Origin of the sequence: Vibrio crassostreae 9ZC13 (genome assembly GCF_000272045.2) — a bacterium.
Classification (GTDB): domain Bacteria; phylum Pseudomonadota; class Gammaproteobacteria; order Enterobacterales; family Vibrionaceae; genus Vibrio; species Vibrio crassostreae_C.
The window spans coordinates 601112-617255 of the sequence record NZ_AJYZ02000042.1 but is presented as its reverse complement, the minus strand read 5'-3'; the positions used below and the strand labels follow the sequence as shown (position 1 = coordinate 617255).

General features: G+C 43.5%; 13 protein-coding genes. 6 read left to right on the top strand and 7 right to left on the bottom strand.

All coding sequences use genetic code 11. The features are described 5' to 3' along the window. Window positions 1–77: 77 nt before the first annotated feature. Window positions 78–689: a hypothetical protein gene (locus A136_RS21485; protein WP_017064156.1), complete on the bottom strand. Its 612-nt coding sequence runs from the start codon at window positions 687–689 to the stop codon at window positions 78–80. Between the two features lie 313 nt (window positions 690–1002). On the opposite strand from A136_RS21485, the gene A136_RS21480 reads away from it, so the two are divergent. From A136_RS21480 to A136_RS21470, 3 genes are read left to right on the top strand one after another with little or no spacing between them, the layout of a single operon-like run. Further along, a complete protein-coding gene (locus A136_RS21480) occupies window positions 1003–1479 on the top strand; it encodes a curli production assembly/transport protein CsgE (RefSeq protein WP_017064155.1) in 477 nt (158 codons plus the stop codon). A gap of 10 nt (window positions 1480–1489) precedes the next feature. Next, on the top strand, window positions 1490–1900 hold the full coding sequence (locus A136_RS21475) for a curli assembly protein CsgF (protein WP_017064154.1): 411 nt from the start codon (window positions 1490–1492) through the stop codon (window positions 1898–1900). Between the two features lie 16 nt (window positions 1901–1916). Further along, window positions 1917–2753, top strand: a complete 837-nt coding sequence (locus A136_RS21470; protein WP_017064153.1) for a CsgG/HfaB family protein — start codon at window positions 1917–1919, stop codon at window positions 2751–2753. An 84-nt stretch (window positions 2754–2837) separates the two neighbouring features. Here the strand turns inward: A136_RS21470 and A136_RS21465 are convergent, their stop codons facing one another. Both A136_RS21465 and A136_RS21460 read right to left on the bottom strand, forming a co-directional pair. Next, entirely contained in the window at window positions 2838–3260 is a 423-nt protein-coding gene (locus A136_RS21465) for a hypothetical protein (RefSeq protein ID WP_017064152.1), read from the bottom strand. A 131-nt stretch (window positions 3261–3391) separates the two neighbouring features. Next, a complete protein-coding gene (locus A136_RS21460; RefSeq protein WP_029235194.1) occupies window positions 3392–4270 on the bottom strand; it encodes a TraB/GumN family protein in 879 nt (292 codons plus the stop codon). 404 nt (window positions 4271–4674) lie between these two features. Here A136_RS21460 and A136_RS21455 point away from each other — a divergent pair, with 404 nt between their 5' ends. Both A136_RS21455 and A136_RS21450 read left to right on the top strand, forming a co-directional pair. Further along, the gene (locus A136_RS21455; RefSeq protein ID WP_017064151.1) at window positions 4675–7326 is read left to right on the top strand and encodes a beta-N-acetylhexosaminidase; all 2652 of its coding nucleotides are present in this window, start codon (window positions 4675–4677) and stop codon (window positions 7324–7326) included. Window positions 7327–7859: 533 nt separating this feature from the next. Then, a complete protein-coding gene (locus A136_RS21450) occupies window positions 7860–8552 on the top strand; it encodes an oligogalacturonate-specific porin KdgM family protein (protein WP_017064150.1) in 693 nt (230 codons plus the stop codon). Between the two features lie 261 nt (window positions 8553–8813). Here A136_RS21450 and A136_RS21445 read toward each other — a convergent pair whose 3' ends face one another. Both A136_RS21445 and A136_RS21440 read right to left on the bottom strand, forming a co-directional pair. Beyond that, complete coding sequence (locus A136_RS21445) at window positions 8814–9254, bottom strand: DUF411 domain-containing protein (RefSeq protein WP_017064149.1); 441 nt, start codon at window positions 9252–9254, stop codon at window positions 8814–8816. Next, entirely contained in the window at window positions 9244–12048 is a 2805-nt protein-coding gene (locus A136_RS21440; RefSeq protein ID WP_032546827.1) for a heavy metal translocating P-type ATPase, read from the bottom strand. The genes A136_RS21445 and A136_RS21440 overlap by 11 nt, the downstream gene beginning before the upstream one ends. Before the next feature lie 300 nt (window positions 12049–12348). On the opposite strand from A136_RS21440, the gene gltX reads away from it, so the two are divergent. Beyond that, a complete protein-coding gene (gltX, locus tag A136_RS21435; RefSeq protein WP_017064147.1) occupies window positions 12349–13776 on the top strand; it encodes a glutamate--tRNA ligase in 1428 nt (475 codons plus the stop codon). A 125-nt stretch (window positions 13777–13901) separates the two neighbouring features. Here the strand turns inward: gltX and A136_RS21430 are convergent, their stop codons facing one another. After that, window positions 13902–14441, bottom strand: a complete 540-nt coding sequence (locus A136_RS21430) for an isochorismatase family cysteine hydrolase (RefSeq protein ID WP_017060533.1) — start codon at window positions 14439–14441, stop codon at window positions 13902–13904. Window positions 14442–14481: 40 nt separating this feature from the next. Further along, on the bottom strand, window positions 14482–15879 hold the full coding sequence (locus A136_RS21425; protein ID WP_017064146.1) for an FUSC family protein: 1398 nt from the start codon (window positions 15877–15879) through the stop codon (window positions 14482–14484). Between the last annotated feature and the right edge of the window lie 265 nt (window positions 15880–16144).

The following is a 16144-nucleotide window of genomic DNA, read 5'->3' as shown; positions in this document are numbered from 1 at the left end:
TATCCTTATACATTTCCATGTCGACGTTGTTGTTGCTTCACAGAGAAGCAACTTGAATCAAGCTTCCATACTGCGCGCTAATTGGCTTGATTGATGTGAATTCTCATTGAGCTAGACGCTTTCACTAAAGCAAAGTCGTTGCCGTCTTGAGAAATTCCTAAATTACTTCTTCCAGAACCAACCAAATAAGCAGTATTGCCATTGCCTTTTTGGTCAATGCTCAGCTGACTACTCTGTCTTGAGAAGTTAGCTTGTCCGATAACTGCTAAATTGTTATTCCCGTCTTGGGAAATAAGCGCTTCAGAATTTACTCCGAGTTGCCCAATTGCGGCATCGTTATTTGAACCATTCTGGTCTATTAAGGCGGTATTATTGCGCCCTGTTTGACCAATGTATGCGGAGTTAGAACTTCCGCTTTGCGTTATCTTCGCTCTGTTGTTCGCGGTAATACCAGGACTGCGTTGCTTTATTATTGCTATTGAATCAGTAGCATTAGATATATTTAATTCTGAATAATTATCTAAATCTCCAGAAGAGAAGCTTTCTAAATAATTATAATCATTGACTATATCTTGATTAACATTATGTAAAAAATCCCCTTCTATATCTGACGCGATAGCATTATTAAAACCTCCTGATAAAAAATATAAACAAGTTAAGCTGATAAGTGATGCTTTCCCAATTACCATCATCTTTACCTTAAAGTGTTCGTGATTATGATCCCTACGAAAATAAACTGCGTAGGGAATGAGTGAACCTTTGTGTTATCGAAATCCTAGGCCTTGAATTTACGAACAGCTATAAACTTAAAGTTGAAAATATTTAGTTGTTCATATGAAATTTAATTAGTATTTGACCGAATCCTACCAACCTTAGTTAATCAATTCCCTTCAGTAATTAATTCGAAAGTTTATATATGCCACTGTAAGCATGAATTACGCTTTATTCAGTTTCAACGAATCACATTCTCATTTTGTAAATAGACTTTGAATGGGAGCACATATGAAAATCAAGCTGCTTACAATAACTCTGCTTTCCTTTGCTCTTCATGCAGAAGAAAAGAGTCATGGTCTTGAAAATGCTGCTCCTTTAGAAAATGGACAAAAACTTGAGGACTCGACAAATAATCTTAAGGAAAAATTCAATGACTTCAGTGAAGTCGATGGAATTATTGTGGACAGAACCATTACGCGGTTGGGAGAGGATTTCTATTTTTTCTTCTCGCAATCGCTCAATGATAGTTATCCCGACCTTAAGGAAAATTTGACGGTAAAAGAAAGGCCAACGGCGTTATCAGGAAGCATCATAGAGGTTCAACACTCTAGAAAACCGATCTTCCGTACGGCGTTGTCCCCTGGTCGTAGACAAGCGAAAGAACGCGCTGCCGATGCAACACGAGTGGTTGGGAATTACATCATCCGATGGCAAGCGGAACGGATCTTTCAGGACACTTACGATCTAGACCATGATGAATTTTAAGGAGCCAAGGATGTCGATATTTTTCAGAAAGGCCGCGCTCATTGCGCTGATAGTTTCGCCTTCGGTTTACTCAAGCGAATTAGTTTATACGCCCGTAAATCCAAGTTTTGGCGGAAACGCTTTAAACAGTTCTCACCTTTTTAATCACGCTAATGCTATCAATGATTATGAAGACCCAAGTGCAAGGGATATCTTTGATGAGCAAGAATCAGCCTTAGATCGTTTAGCGTCTAGTTTAGAGTCTCGTTTGATAAGCCAGTTGCTTGCTGACGTGGGTAACGGAAATACAGGGCAGTTAGAAACAGATGACTTTTTCCTCAATATTGTTGACGACTCCGGGACCTTACTCGTTCAAATCGTCGATAAAGCGACAGGGGAATCAACAGAAATCAGTGTTTCGGGACTAAACCCAGACCTCTAATCACAAGGATTGTGTTATGAAATCGATCATTATCGTCTTCTTGACCTTTGTGTTGGGAGGGTGCACTTACTCTATGCAAATTCCAGAGACTTCTGAAACGCCAAAACTGATGCCGAGAGGATCGACTTATACCGATCTCATCTCATTACCTCAGCCTCGCGGCAAAATATTGGTCTCAGTGTATGACTTTAGAGATCAAACAGGCCAATACAAGCCTCAGCCAAACAGTAACTTTTCCACAGCAGTGCCACAGGGTGGGACGTCTTTATTGACGACAGCACTTATCGACTCTCAGTGGTTTGTACCTCTGGAGCGTGAAGGGCTCCAAAACTTATTGACTGAACGTAAGATCATTCGAGCGGCTCAGAAAAAAGATAAGGTCGTAAATAATCATGGGGCAGACTTGTCGTCTTTGAGTTCCGCTAACATCGTCATCGAAGGCGGGATTGTGGCTTATGACTCGAATATCGTGACAGGCGGTGCGGGTGCTAAGTATCTTGGGATCGGTGGTTCTGGACAATATAGAACGGATCAAGTCACTGTGAATTTAAGAGCGGTTGACGTTAGAACCGGGCAAGTTCTATTGAGTGTCACCACCACTAAAACTATCTCTTCACACGAGATTGGGTTCGGCGCATTTCGATTTGTTGATTACAAAGAACTGTTGGAAGTAGAGATGGGCTATAGCCAAAATGAACCGGTCAATATTGCTGTGATGTCTGCTATTGATGCCGCGGTGATTCATTTGATTGTGAAAGGAATGAAGCGTGGAATGTGGTCGCCGAGCGATCCGAATGCATTAGAAAATCCGATTATCGCACGTTATTCCGAAGCGAGTACAGACATACTTTAAGCTACCGAGTAAGCAGCAAAATAGGGCTATGCGGAAAACGGACCTTTCCCTTAGCCCTGTTTTTTTCTTCAAGCAACTCAATGATCAATTCACATCGCACGTAATATCTTTTATCGGTGTTTCCGAGGTAACAAAACAAACATACGCTTCCGCTGGCTTATTCGGGCCTATTCGAATGTAACCTGCCTTTATTTCATCTTCATCAAACGTCACCGAGTGAGAACTTCCCGTTTGGTTGTCGTAAAAGTTTGCTTCAAAATTACCATTCATTTGGCTTGCGATACGGTTTCGTGTTGTAGATGTTGTGAACGTAATATTGGCGCAGCGCATCGGTGGTTTCTCTGTAATGAGAAATTGCCCACTTTCTTTATCTATCACGCCCCCCTTTGTATCTGGCTGAATGTCGATAGCTTGAAATTGTTCTACCGTACAAGTTTCTTTGGCAGACGCTGCCGTGGGCATCAGCATCGTGAGGGCTAAAGGGAAAGCAAAAAGTACTGGTTTCATTAGAACAACGCCATAGGTAAAAAGAGCGAAAGATAATAGCACTGCAATGGTGCTATTAAATGTAAAGATTCTGTTATTAAGGAAATGCTTTTATAACGAAAACAAAATGAGGTTGAGCATCGTTAGCTTTTTTAGCTAGTCTCAAATTGACATTGGGCTGATTGGCTTTGTGATTGCTGAATGACACTGAAGCCTTTCTTTTCTAATAACTGTATAAGGTTACCTTCTCCAATTAGGTGCAAGGTACCAACTACTATCATGTAGTTCCCTTTAGTCTTAAGCTTCCAATCATTGGAGGATAGTTTGTTTGCCCAGTCTATGTTGCGATCGGTTAAGAATGCTTTCTCAAGTTCAGGCGACATCTCTGACAGTTCTGAGAAGGCTTCCAGCTTCGCTAAATCACCCGCTTTCCAGCTTTCAATCAGGCAATGAACCACGCGATCAGTTTGGTCAAATTCTTCAAGGCTACTGACTAACCACTCTTTACCGTCGTCCTTTTGTTTTGTCATCAGGTCTATTTGGAATTGCAGAGGCTCCAAACTGATAACCGGAACATCTTGGGTAGTCGCTTTGTTCGCTAGCGTCGCATCAACGCCGCTGGCGGAGCCATAACCAAGGTTTTTTAACTGCTGCATTTGTATGGAGAGAGAAGTTGCCCAAGGCGGTGAGCGAAGCAGTTGTTGCGTCGGCATGCCCAATGATTTTGATATGTCGGTTAATAATTGCAGCTGTTCTGTATTGAGTACATCGGCAGTCGTGAGTTTGTTGCGGGGATATACAACGCCATCAGACTTTCTGATATCCGTTTCGATAATTAAGCCATCACTGTTTTTTAGCGCGTCGGTGATCGCCGAAGGAAGGGGGTACATACTCTCGTCTCCAACGTGCACTGAACCTAAGATAGTGAGTGTCAGATCATCCTTTTGTGCTTGCCAATAAAGGGGCTCGGCGACCGCTTGCCTAGCTGAAAAAGCGAGAACGAATAAAACCATGTACCAGAGTGGACGCAAAGGGAGCTCCTTAAGGAAGTATTAAACTCGTTAAAATCGATTTTGACGATGTTTTTTAACGGTTTTTTTTGAGAACAATGTCACGTTGTTTGTACGAAAAGTATAACAATACGCTGAAACTCTAAATCCTTTCTGACTACCAATGACACGATTTTATGAAATCGGTAAAAAAGATTGTGATTCATTTCTCAAATTTTACGTCAAAATTAAAATGACGGAAGTGCCGTTGCTTGTAACTTGATGATTTTATTTAAATTAAATTCATCAATATTTTTGAGATTTGAAGCCGGTCACTTTATTAGCTCGATTTAATTCACGGTAAAAAATAAGCCCATATAGTTTATCTAACTTTCGAAGCGCTCCATTTTGCTTCTTACTCAATTTTTAATTTATGGGTGAATACGATGTTGAAGAGAAACTTACTATCTGTAGCGGTATTGGCTGGCCTAACAGGTTGTGCAGTAACGCAAGCACCAGAACAAAAAGTAGTGAATGCACTGGCTGATAATCTTGATGTTCAGTACGAAATTCTAACTAATCATGGTGCGAATGAAGGCTTGGCTTGTCAGGACCTAGGTGCTGAATGGGCGTCATGTAATAAAGTGAACATGACGCTAACCAATGACGGTGAAGCGATTGACTCTAAAGATTGGAGCATCTACTTCCACAGTATTCGTCTTATTTTAGATGTTGATAATGAGCAATTTAAGATCACTCGCGTTACTGGTGACCTTCACAAGCTAGAACCTACTGAAAAATTTGACGGCTTTGCGGCTGGTGAAGAAGTGGTTCTTCCGTTAACGAGTGAATACTGGCAACTGTTTGAAACTGACTTTATGCCAGGTGCATTCGTGACGGCGGCAAACGCAGAACCTAAGATGATTGCATCATTGAATACAGAAGATGTTGCATCGTTCGTAACTGGTCTAGAGGGTAATAACCTTAAGCGTACGCCTGATGATAATAACGTAATGGCGACAGCGGTGACGCGTTTTGAAAAGAATGCTGATCTAGCAACTCAAGATGTATCAACAACGCTATTGCCAACGCCAATGTCGGTAGAAGCCGGTGAAGGTTCAGTTAGCATTGCTGGTGGTATTGCCCTACCTAAAGACGCATTCGACGCTGAGCAATTCGCAGCAATTGAAGAACGTGCAGATGTGGTAAACGTAGATGTGAGTGGCGACCTACCTGTGAGTGTCGCTGTTGTTCCTACTCAGTTTACGGGTGATTTAGCGAAATCTGGCGCTTATGAACTAAGCATCTCGGAAGAGGGGATTGCAATTAAAGCGTTTGATAAAACGGGTGCTTTCTACGCAGTTCAGTCTATTTTTGGCCTAATAGATAGTCAGAACGCTGAATCATTACCACAACTGTCAATTAAAGATGCGCCGCGCTTTGATTATCGTGGTGTGATGGTGGACGTTGCTCGAAACTTCCACTCAAAAGATGCCATCCTAGCAACGCTAGATCAAATGGCGGCATACAAGATGAATAAACTGCACCTTCACCTAACGGATGATGAAGGTTGGCGTTTAGAAATTCCAGGTTTACCAGAGCTAACGGATGTAGGGTCTAATCGTTGTTTTGATTTGGATGAACAAAGCTGCTTACTGCCTCAGCTAGGTTCTGGTCCAACAACAGACAACTTTGGCTCTGGTTTCTTTAGTAAAGCGGATTACGTCGAGATCCTAAGCTACGCTAAAGCGCGCAGCATCGAAGTTATCCCTGAAATTGATATGCCAGCACACGCTCGTTCAGCTGTGGTATCAATGGAAGCGCGTTACACTCGTCTCATGGCGGAAGGCAAAGAAGCAGAAGCGAACGAATACCGCTTGATGGATCCGCAAGATACATCGAATGTAACCACGGTTCAGTTCTACGATAAGCAAAGCTTCATTAACCCATGTATGGAGTCATCAACTCACTTCGTCGATAAAGTAATCTCTGAAGTGGCGGCAATGCACCAAGAAGCGGGCGTACCGCTAACGACTTGGCACTTCGGCGGCGATGAAGCGAAAAACATCAAGTTAGGCGCAGGCTTACAAGATATTAATGCAGAAGATAAAGTGGCTTGGAAAGGCAACATCGATTTGTCTAAGCAAGATAAGCCGTTCCAACAATCACCACAATGTCAGTCATTGATCGCTGATGGTACTGTAAGCGATTTCGGTCATCTACCAAGCCACTTCGCAGAACAGGTTTCTAAGATTGTTGCTGAGAAGGGTATTCCCCACTTCCAAGCATGGCAAGATGGTCTGAAATACAGCGAAGGCGAGGAAGCATTTGCGACCGAAAGTACACGCGTGAACTTCTGGGACGTTCTTTACTGGGGCGGAACTTCATCAGTATACGATTGGTCAGCAAAAGGGTATGACGTGATTGTCTCTAACCCAGACTACGTATACATGGATATGCCATACGAAGTTGATGCAGCTGAGCGTGGTTACTACTGGGCAACACGTGCAACCGATACTCGTAAGATGTTTGGCTTCGCACCAGAAAACATGCCACAAAACGCAGAAACATCATTAGACCGTGATGGCAATGGTTTTACTGGTAAAGGTGAGGTTGAAGCGAAACCTTTCTACGGTCTGTCAGCTCAACTTTGGTCAGAAACAGTACGTACTGACGAGCAATATGAATACATGGTGTTCCCTCGCGTATTGGCAGCAGCAGAGCGCGCATGGCACCGAGCAGATTGGGAAAACGACTACAAGGTTGGTGTTGAATACTCTCAAGAAACTAACTTAGTGAATAAGCAAGCGTTGAACAGCGACTTTAATCGCTTCGCGAATATTCTTGGTCAACGTGAGCTAGCTAAGCTAGAAAAAGCGGGTATTGATTACCGACTACCAGTTCCAGGTGCGAAGGTTGTTGACGGTAAGCTAGCGATGAACGTTCAATTCCCAGGTGTAGAGCTGCAATACTCTGCTGATGGCGAAAACTGGCTAACATACGATGAGCAACAACGTCCATCAGTTTCTGGTGAGACTTACATCCGCTCTATTTCAGAAAGTGGTGAGAAAGTAAGTCGAGTGACCTCAGTTAAATAATCGATAAGCACTATTAGTAGAAGAGCTCCTGACCTTTATCTTATTCAAGATAAAACGGGAGCTCTTTTTGTTTACTGCGAATTAGGTGCATATCCAAAACTGAAACATATAGAAATCGCCTTTGGTCATATCATCAACAATGCACATAAGGTGACTTTAATCCCAAAAGTGACGCGCTTCTCATTATTCTCTTCAAAAAATAAGCCCCCTGTAAAAAACTCTAAATCAGATGTGATTCAACTATCTAGATCTAATTTTTCTTCGTGAAATAACGTGATCCCGATCTGTATATTTTTCCATCTTAAGTTTTTTATCAATTTTTATGTTTTTAAGTTGTTGATTTTAAAGTTTTAAATAACTTGTCTTTTTTTGATAGTGAGAGGGATCACTCTGCTGTCCCTTTTATTTTTAAACGCGAATTAATTCGAGCAACATAGATTTCATGCCAGGGAGGCTACCAACTACTCAAGCGGTGAAGGTGAATGATGTACCGAAGATGTGCCGCTGAAAAAATTAAACTAAGGCAGTTTACTATGAAAAAAATTATCGCTCTAAGTGCTCTTTCTCTTGCTTTCGCTTCTAGTGCTTTTGCTGGTTCTTCTTACGTAACGGGTAACATCCAAATTCATGACGATGGCCGTATCCACGGTTCTGACATGACTTCTACGCTAGAAGCTGGTCACACGTTTGACAACTCTCTAGGCGGCTTCACGGTTTATTCTGAGTTTGATGGTATCCAACTGGGCAAACTTGAATCTGAAAATGGCGGTGCAGGTAATACTACTCCAGGCATCACTGTAGGTGGTGAGCAATCTTTCAACATCACTGACAACCTATGGGTTGCTGCGGGTTACCAACACCTATTCTCTGCAGGCGAAAGCATTCAGTTCCGTCCACTAGTTAAGATCGGTTACAACTTCGACAACGGCATCTCTATTAGTAACCGTACTCGTGCACACATCGATGATACTTCAGCTAATGCTGACACAGACTACCGCATGGATAACCGCATTGCTTACACAGTGAATGCTGACCTAGCGCTTAGCTACAACAACGTATACATGATTGATGCTGAAGCGATGGACCACGAGTTACGTGCAACATGGACTCGTCAAGGTGTTCAACCTTACTTTGAATTCCGTAGCCAAGCTAACGGTGTAGATTTCGCAAACGGCGATTCTAAGCAGAACAACGCATTCGTATTCGGTGCTTCTTACGGCTTCTAAGCTGATTCGCTTGGTTGCTTAGTCTATTAGATTATTAGCCGAGTGAGCTTCTTCGCTAAATATCTTTTTGCTAAATAGCTTGCTAGCTAATTAGCGAGGGGAACATAGCGGTACTAACAGCCCGGTTGGTGCCGCGACAAGATTTGCTTTACTGTCCAAAAGCAAAGAGCCTAGCAAGTAAACCACAGTCTTGGGTTTACTGAATGCTAGGCTCTATTTTTATGACTTCTTTTTATTGCTGTGTGTTGGTCTGTTTAGGTTCTATTTCCCGTTGTAGTGACGGTATTCAAACACCTGACCTTTTTCATTAAACGCATACACAGAATACTCGTCTTTCTTATCGCCATATTCCATGCCTGGCGAACCCATTGGCATACCCGGAACCGCTAAACCAATCGCATTACGTGGTGGGTTTTCTAGAAAGGCTTTAATGTCATCTGCTGGAATGTGTCCTTCAAATACGTATCCGTCGATCTCTGCAGTGTGGCAAGAGGCTAGCTCTTGTGTTATCCCTAGTTTCTGCTTGATTGGGTTCATATCATCGTGGAGCTTCTCAGTAACATCGAACCCAGCATCTCGCATATGTTCTGTCCATTCTGTGCAGCAGCCGCAGTATGGAGATTTGTGGTTTAGAACATCAGTAGCTAAAGCTTGTCCTGAGATTGCAGCGAGTGCAGTAAGAGTCATAATTTTACGAATCATGGTTAACCTCATGAATATGGTTTTTGTTGATATTAGAATGAGTGGGTTTGAACAGTCTTAATCTGTTGGCATTGCTGACTACGGTGATTGATGACATCGCCATCGCAGCGCCTGCAACGACAGGGCTAAGTAAAAATCCAAAGAATGGGTAGAGCACACCAGCCGCAATTGGAATACCAAGTGAATTATAGATAAAGGCACCAAACAGGTTTTGCTTCATGTTTCTCACGGTCGCTTGGGAAAGCTCAATCGCGTTACTGACAGATAATGGCGACGAGTTGAGTAGTGTCATTTGCGCACTTTCAATCGCCACATCGCTGCCGCTACCCATTGCTATGCCTATATCTGCTTGAGCAAGTGCAGGCGCGTCGTTAATACCGTCTCCGACCATGGCAACACTCTTATATTGCTGTTGCAGCTGAACAATGTGTTGAGCTTTCTGCTCTGGAAGCACTTCTGAAATCACTTCGTCGATACCGACGTTTTTACCTATCGCTTGAGCTACAGAGTCGTTGTCGCCCGTTAATAGCACAGTGTGAATTCCGGCGGATTTTAGTTGAGCTATCGCCTGTTTGCTATCTATTTTTAACGCGTCTGAAATGCCCAATATGCCTTCCAGTTTTTGGTCAATCGCAATGAAAATAGGCGTCCACGCTTGCGAGCGGCAAAGCTCGATGAAATCCGCGCCAACCTCTGTATTGATACCTAATTGGGTGAGGTACTTAAGCGAGCCAACTTGCACTTTCTTGCCGTTAATTGTTACTTGAACCCCAAGCCCTCGTTGGTTTTCAAATTCGCTGTGTCGGAGTACTGAAACTTCCAAGCTCTCTGCATATTGGCAAACGGCTTTGGCAAGTGGGTGCTCAGATCCTACTTCTACTGAATAAGCACAAGCCAGTAATTCTTGTTCTGATAAATCGCCATAAAAGGCTTGCTGAACGGTTGGCTTACCTTGGGTTAATGTGCCTGTTTTATCAAACACGACAGCATCAATTTTGCTTGCAGATTGCAACACATCGGCATCTTTGATCAGAACGCCAAACTCAGCGGCTTTGCCAACGCCGACAGTAATTGAAAGTGGTGTCGCAAGGCCTAAGGCACATGGACAAGCGATGATCAGCACTGTGGTTGATACCACTAACATGTAACTGGCGCTTGGTTGTGGGCCAACAAAAAACCAAACTAAGGCGGCAGCAACTGCGATTGCGACCACAACCGGAACAAAAACGGCTGAGATAGAATCGGCAAGCTTGGCGATTGCTGGTTTACTGCTTTGCGCTTGGCGAACCATTTGAATGATCCGAGCCAGCATGGTGCTTGATCCAATCCCAGTCGCTTCAATAATTAAACTACCATCCCCATTAATAGTGCCCGCAGAAACGCCATCATTTATTGTTTTGACGTTGGGCAGTGGTTCACCGGTCAGCATCGACTCATCGATATAAGATTCACCTGAGACTACGACACCATCAACCGGTACTTTTTCTCCGGGTTTTACTCGTACCTGCATGCCTACCTGAATCGCTTCTACTGCGATGGTTTGTTCTTTGCCATCGACAATAACCACCGCTTTTTGAGGCTGTAAGTTAATCAATGCCTGTAAAGATTTTGTGGTACGCGCTTTGGCTTTGGCTTCGATGTAATGACCCAAAGAAATTAAGCCAACGATCATTGCGCTTGCTTCAAAGTAGACATGGCGAGATGGTTCTGGAAACCATGATGGAATCAGCACAACCAACATTGAATAGAACCATGCTGCGCCTGTACCTAGAGCGACTAAGGTATCCATGGTCGCGCGCTTATACATGAGAGACTGCCAAGCATTCGTGAAGAAGCTACGACCTGAGGTAGCAAGCAGTATCAAACAAACGACACCAACCAAGCCCCAAGCCAGTTGATCGTTAAATGTGGCAATGGTCATGCTGCCGCCGAACACGCCCCATGCCATTAGCGGTGCCCCAAGCAGTAGCGCACCCACTGAATTTTTTAGGAAGGCCTGTTGAGTGCGAAGTTGTTGCTCTTGCTGTTTTTGTTGTTGTGTTGCCGCATCATCAACAAACTCGGCGCCATACCCCGCAGCTTTGACTGATTCGATGAGCTTGTTTTCAATGAGATCACGTGTTTTGGAGGTGAAAACCAAGGCAGTTTGTTCGGCAAGGTTGATCTGAGCTTGGTCGACAAACTCATTCTTTTTCAGTGCTTTCTCTACCGAAGAGACACAACTCGCACAAGTCATCCCCTCAAGAACAAGGTGATAGGTATATTGGCTAGCTGCGGTTTTATCTTCACTCTTTTTATCTGCTTGTTCGTCTTCTAAATCTGAACTCGATGAAAGGTCATTCGTTTCTGAGTAGGGAGCTGCGTGGTAACCCAGGCTTTCGACCAGCTTAATCACCTCAGACTCAGAAAGCAGAGTAACCAGTGATAATTCCTGTTTGCTGACTTCTAGGTTTAAGGCTTGCTCAGTTTGTTCAAGCGCTTTAGTCAGTTTGCTCACACACTTGCCGCAACTCAGACCGGATAGCGAAAGGTGCAGCTGATTACCCATAGAATAGCCAAGCGTTGCTAACTGTTCGTTGAGCTGAATGTAACTAAATGGAGTCGAAATATCGATGTAGGTCGGCGATATGTCATTAATCATCGTGCTGTCGAGATCGCTAAACAGTGTGCGAACTTTCTTCGCGCAACCCATGCAATTTAGGCCGTTGAGCGCCGTTGTGTAGTAGTTCATATCGATACTCCAATTCTCATCTACGCCTAACATAAACCTTCCCGTAAGGGTAAGGTCAAACATAAATTCAAGAATTTGATCTTGGTGGAGTGCTAGCTGGTGGTTTCAGTTTGGAATGGAAGAGGGAAATTAAGAATGTGCGGCTATAATCTACTTGCTAAGACTATCTATTTACGACTTTAAGGGCGTAATTGGCCTTTCAATAACGGCTTTCGTACAACAACAGCGCATTAATCATTCACTACTGATTGTAGATTTAAGCGGTGGTGATAAAATAGCGCCCAAAATTTAGTGATGTTTGACTATTGCAGGCCTTGTAATGGCGAGCACTAAAAGAATCACCTACATAATCAAGGTATTTAAATGACGGTTAAAACTCGTTTTGCTCCTAGCCCAACTGGCTATCTTCACGTTGGTGGTGCACGTACTGCACTTTACTCTTGGCTATTCGCTAAGAACCAAGGTGGTGAATTCGTTCTACGTATCGAAGACACGGACCTTGAGCGTAACTCTCAAGAAGCGGTTGATGCAATTCTAGAAGGCATGCAATGGATGGGTATGGAATGGGATGAAGGTCCTTACTACCAATCTAAGCGTTTTGACCGTTACAACGAAATGGTTGATAAGCTACTTGCTGAAGACAAAGCATTCAAATGCTACGCGTCTAAAGAACTGCTTGATGAAATTCGTGCAGAGCAAGAAGAAAACAAAGAGATGGCTCGTTACGATGCTAACCACCCTAAAATTGTTGCAGCAAACGAAGCAGCAAAAGAAGGTGATGCATGCGTTATCCGTTTCCGTAACCCTAAAGAAGGCAGCGTAGTATTTGATGACCAAATCCGTGGTCGCATTGAAATCGCGAACAGCCAACTTGATGACCTAATCATTCGTCGTACAGACGGTGCACCAACATACAACTTCGTAGTTGTAGTGGATGACTGGGATATGGGTATTACACACGTTGTTCGTGGTGAAGACCACATCAACAACACACCTCGTCAAATCAACATCTATGAAGCACTAGGCGCGCCAGTTCCAACTTTCGCTCACTGTGCAATGATTCTTGGTGATGACGGTGCGAAACTTTCTAAGCGTCACGGTGCTGTTTCTGTAATGCAATACCGCGACGAAGGTTACCTACCAAATGCACTAAACAACTACCTAGTTCGTTTAGGCTGGTCTCACGGTGACCAAGAGATCTTCTCTCAAGAAGAGATGATTGAATTCTTCAGCCTGAAGGCTATCAGCAAGTCTGCTTCTGCATTCAACACTGATAAGCTACTTTGGTTGAACAACCACTACATCAAGACTTCTGAGCCTGAGTACGTTGCTAAATACCTGCAATGGCACCTAGACGCACAGAAGATCGATACAACAAATGGCCCAGCTATCACTGAAGTGATCAAGCTAGTTGGCGAGCGTTGTAACACGCTTATCGAACTTGCTGAGCAATCTCGTTACTTCTACGAAGATTTCTCTGAGTTTGAAGCTGGTGCAGCGAAGAAGCACCTACGTGGTGTTGCTAAAGGCCCACTAGAGCTTGCTCTTGCTAAGGTTGAAGCACTTGAAGATTTCACTACTGCAAACATCAAAGATGGTGTAATTGCAGCTGTATGTGAAGAGCTAGAGATCGGCATGGGTAAAATCGGTATGCCACTTCGTGTAGCAGTAACAGGCGGTGGTCAGTCTCCTTCTGTTGATGCTGTGATGGAGCTTGTTGGTAAAGAGCGCGTAATCGCTCGTATCAAGATGGCTCTTGAGTTCATCGCTGAGCGTGAAGCTAACGCTTAATCCTATTTCTCTTGTTTGAGATAGAATGTACTTGAGATAGAACGATCATCAGCCGACAGCTTAATTCGCTGTCGGCTTTTTATTGTTTAATGAAAATACGGTCAACGTATTTTAGGACGAGACAGTTATAGCAAGTCTTGAGCTTTTGCTAAAACACTGAGTTTTGGGAATATATTTTGGCAGCTGTGCTGGTGGTTCATCGGGTTCATATCTGCAATCGCATCTTCGACAATCACCACGTTATAACCCAGTTCAAATGCTTGTCTAGCCGTTGATTCGACCCCAATACTTGTTGCTACCCCGGTCAGATAAATATCCGTAATACCTTGCTCACAAAGCTGCTTCTGCAAATCTGTGTTGGTAAATGCACCCCAGGAATATTTGGTTAGATAGCGATAATTAGGGTTTAGGCGCAGGCTTTCGATGACCTCTCCCCATACGATCTTTGATGCGTCAGGCTGAGCCGCTTTATTTTGCAGTTCCGTTCGGCCTTGTGGACGACCGGCTACATTAACAATAATTACGGGTAAATCAGCATCATCAAATGCATCGCAGAGAGCAAGGCTATTCTCTATGATCGGTCGGGACACGGTTTCCGGTAATTGATCAACGATACCTTGTTGCAGGTCGATAACGACAAGCGCAGAGCATTTACTCATTTTCATTACTTTATGCCTTAGTGGTCTTTGTGTGAGGTTATAGTGGTTAACTTTTACGGTGTATTAAGCGGGTGTAAAAGCGGATGAAAGCCAGTGCAACCATCATATAAATGAGTAGGTTCAAAGGGGTAGTGACGTCATAAACAGGCACAAGTTGCGTTGCGCTCATGGTAATCATTACTAATAGGTTGCCCCCGAGAACTCGATAGACCATCCACTGATTACCAGCGAACAGGCGATACACCGTAAAGACATTAACAAAGTAAAATGCCATTAATTGCCATACTTCGGTCATCGAAGGTAACAGCAGAACATACTGAATGAGGAACAGTGACCCAAAGGCTAAGTAGCCAATGGTCCAGTGCTTTATCATTTGCCTAGGCATGTTGCTTAATATCAAGGCGCAAATGGCACTGTTAATGATGAACAGACTTCCCGATGATATTGGTAGATATATCCAGACTAGAATTGCTGAGATGAAGCTCATTGTGCCGACTAACGTATTGCTTAATCGTTGCTGGCTGTTGTCAAGTAATCGGGCAAATAAGCGCTTTTTCTTAAAGTTACCCTGGTAGAATTGTTTGACTGTCTCTGGAAAAGGGGGCTTGTAATCGACATTAACCGATGATGCTTCAATAAAAGCCATAGCCTGGTTAAGTATCGAAAAATCATTGTGATCAACCCCTTGATCATGGGCGTTTTGCAGTAACTGTTTGGCAACCCAGATTGCTTGAGTTTGCTGTTGATGCTTCCACTGCTTTCTGGCAGGCATACGGCCATGCAAATCGGGCAGTCGCATCAGATCGTTCAGCGCTTTGAAGGTCGGGCTTTCAATATTTAACTCGCAGCTCGTGTGTAACTGGAAACGCTGCGCTGAGTCATTGCAAGCGAGTGAATGAATGAGGGGAGACATCGCCTCTAAAACAACACTGACTTCGTTGTTAAAGCGTGTGTCATCATCCTCAGGCCAAACCACGCTATAGATGGTCGTATAGACCACGAAGCCAAGCAGGGTTTCTTGCAGCCTTAGTACCGCAATATTAAATGTAGCTACACCATCAAAGCTGCCAGATATCGCCAGCAGGATGCAGACAATAAATGCCGTAATGTAAGCATAGCCGATGACCGGATCGGAACCCATGTATATACAAATTGCGAGTAACAGTGCGATGTTTGCTAAAAAATAATATCGATCTTGCCCAAAAACAGCGATTAACCAAAGCCCGACAAACGCGCCACAAAGCGTCCCCAACAATCTGAGAATGCCTTTTTTCTTGCCAGCAGTAATAGTATCAGTGATGGCCAATATATTGACCACGATAGCCGCCCAGTAAGGCTTCTCAAGGTTAAAATACAACGCAAGGTAGATAGCTAAACAAAATGCTAGGGCAACCTTTATGGCATTCTTGGCTGGAGTGCTCAGTGACTTTATAATGAGTAGCATAGTGGGGTTTAGCGGCAGAGGGATCGAATACGAGGATATTGCCTGATCTTTTGGTCAGCCTAAACTCTAGTTTGAAGGCCTTGATCCATCAAATATAGCAACTCTATTGCATCGTTTAACATTCAGGGGAAGGGGGGCGATCAGTCACTCTACTTATACGATATTGTTCGATGCTGATAATGATCGATAGATCTTCTAATAGTTAATAGCGATAGAACATCAGGTTTATCGTTCTTCTAAGCTGGCTAGTTGTTCCGATTATTTT

Excerpts from the sequence above, each read along its gene's own strand:
- A136_RS21470 (WP_017064153.1), top strand. The coding sequence starts at position 1,917 with ATGAAATCGATCATTATCGTCTTCTTGACCTTTGTGTTGGGAGGGTGC.
- A136_RS21480 (WP_017064155.1), top strand. The coding sequence starts at position 1,003 with ATGAAAATCAAGCTGCTTACAATAACTCTGCTTTCCTTTGCTCTTCAT.
- A136_RS21465 (WP_017064152.1), bottom strand. The coding sequence starts at position 3,260 with ATGAAACCAGTACTTTTTGCTTTCCCTTTAGCCCTCACGATGCTGATG.
- A136_RS21450 (WP_017064150.1), top strand. The coding sequence starts at position 7,860 with ATGAAAAAAATTATCGCTCTAAGTGCTCTTTCTCTTGCTTTCGCTTCT.
- A136_RS21440 (WP_032546827.1), bottom strand. The coding sequence starts at position 12,048 with ATGTTTGACCTTACCCTTACGGGAAGGTTTATGTTAGGCGTAGATGAG.
- A136_RS21425 (WP_017064146.1), bottom strand. The coding sequence starts at position 15,879 with ATGCTACTCATTATAAAGTCACTGAGCACTCCAGCCAAGAATGCCATA.
- A136_RS21485 (WP_017064156.1), bottom strand. The coding sequence starts at position 689 with ATGGTAATTGGGAAAGCATCACTTATCAGCTTAACTTGTTTATATTTT.
- gltX (WP_017064147.1), top strand. The coding sequence starts at position 12,349 with ATGACGGTTAAAACTCGTTTTGCTCCTAGCCCAACTGGCTATCTTCAC.
- A136_RS21455 (WP_017064151.1), top strand. The coding sequence starts at position 4,675 with ATGTTGAAGAGAAACTTACTATCTGTAGCGGTATTGGCTGGCCTAACA.
- A136_RS21430 (WP_017060533.1), bottom strand. The coding sequence starts at position 14,441 with ATGAAAATGAGTAAATGCTCTGCGCTTGTCGTTATCGACCTGCAACAA.
- A136_RS21475 (WP_017064154.1), top strand. The coding sequence starts at position 1,490 with ATGTCGATATTTTTCAGAAAGGCCGCGCTCATTGCGCTGATAGTTTCG.
- A136_RS21445 (WP_017064149.1), bottom strand. The coding sequence starts at position 9,254 with ATGATTCGTAAAATTATGACTCTTACTGCACTCGCTGCAATCTCAGGA.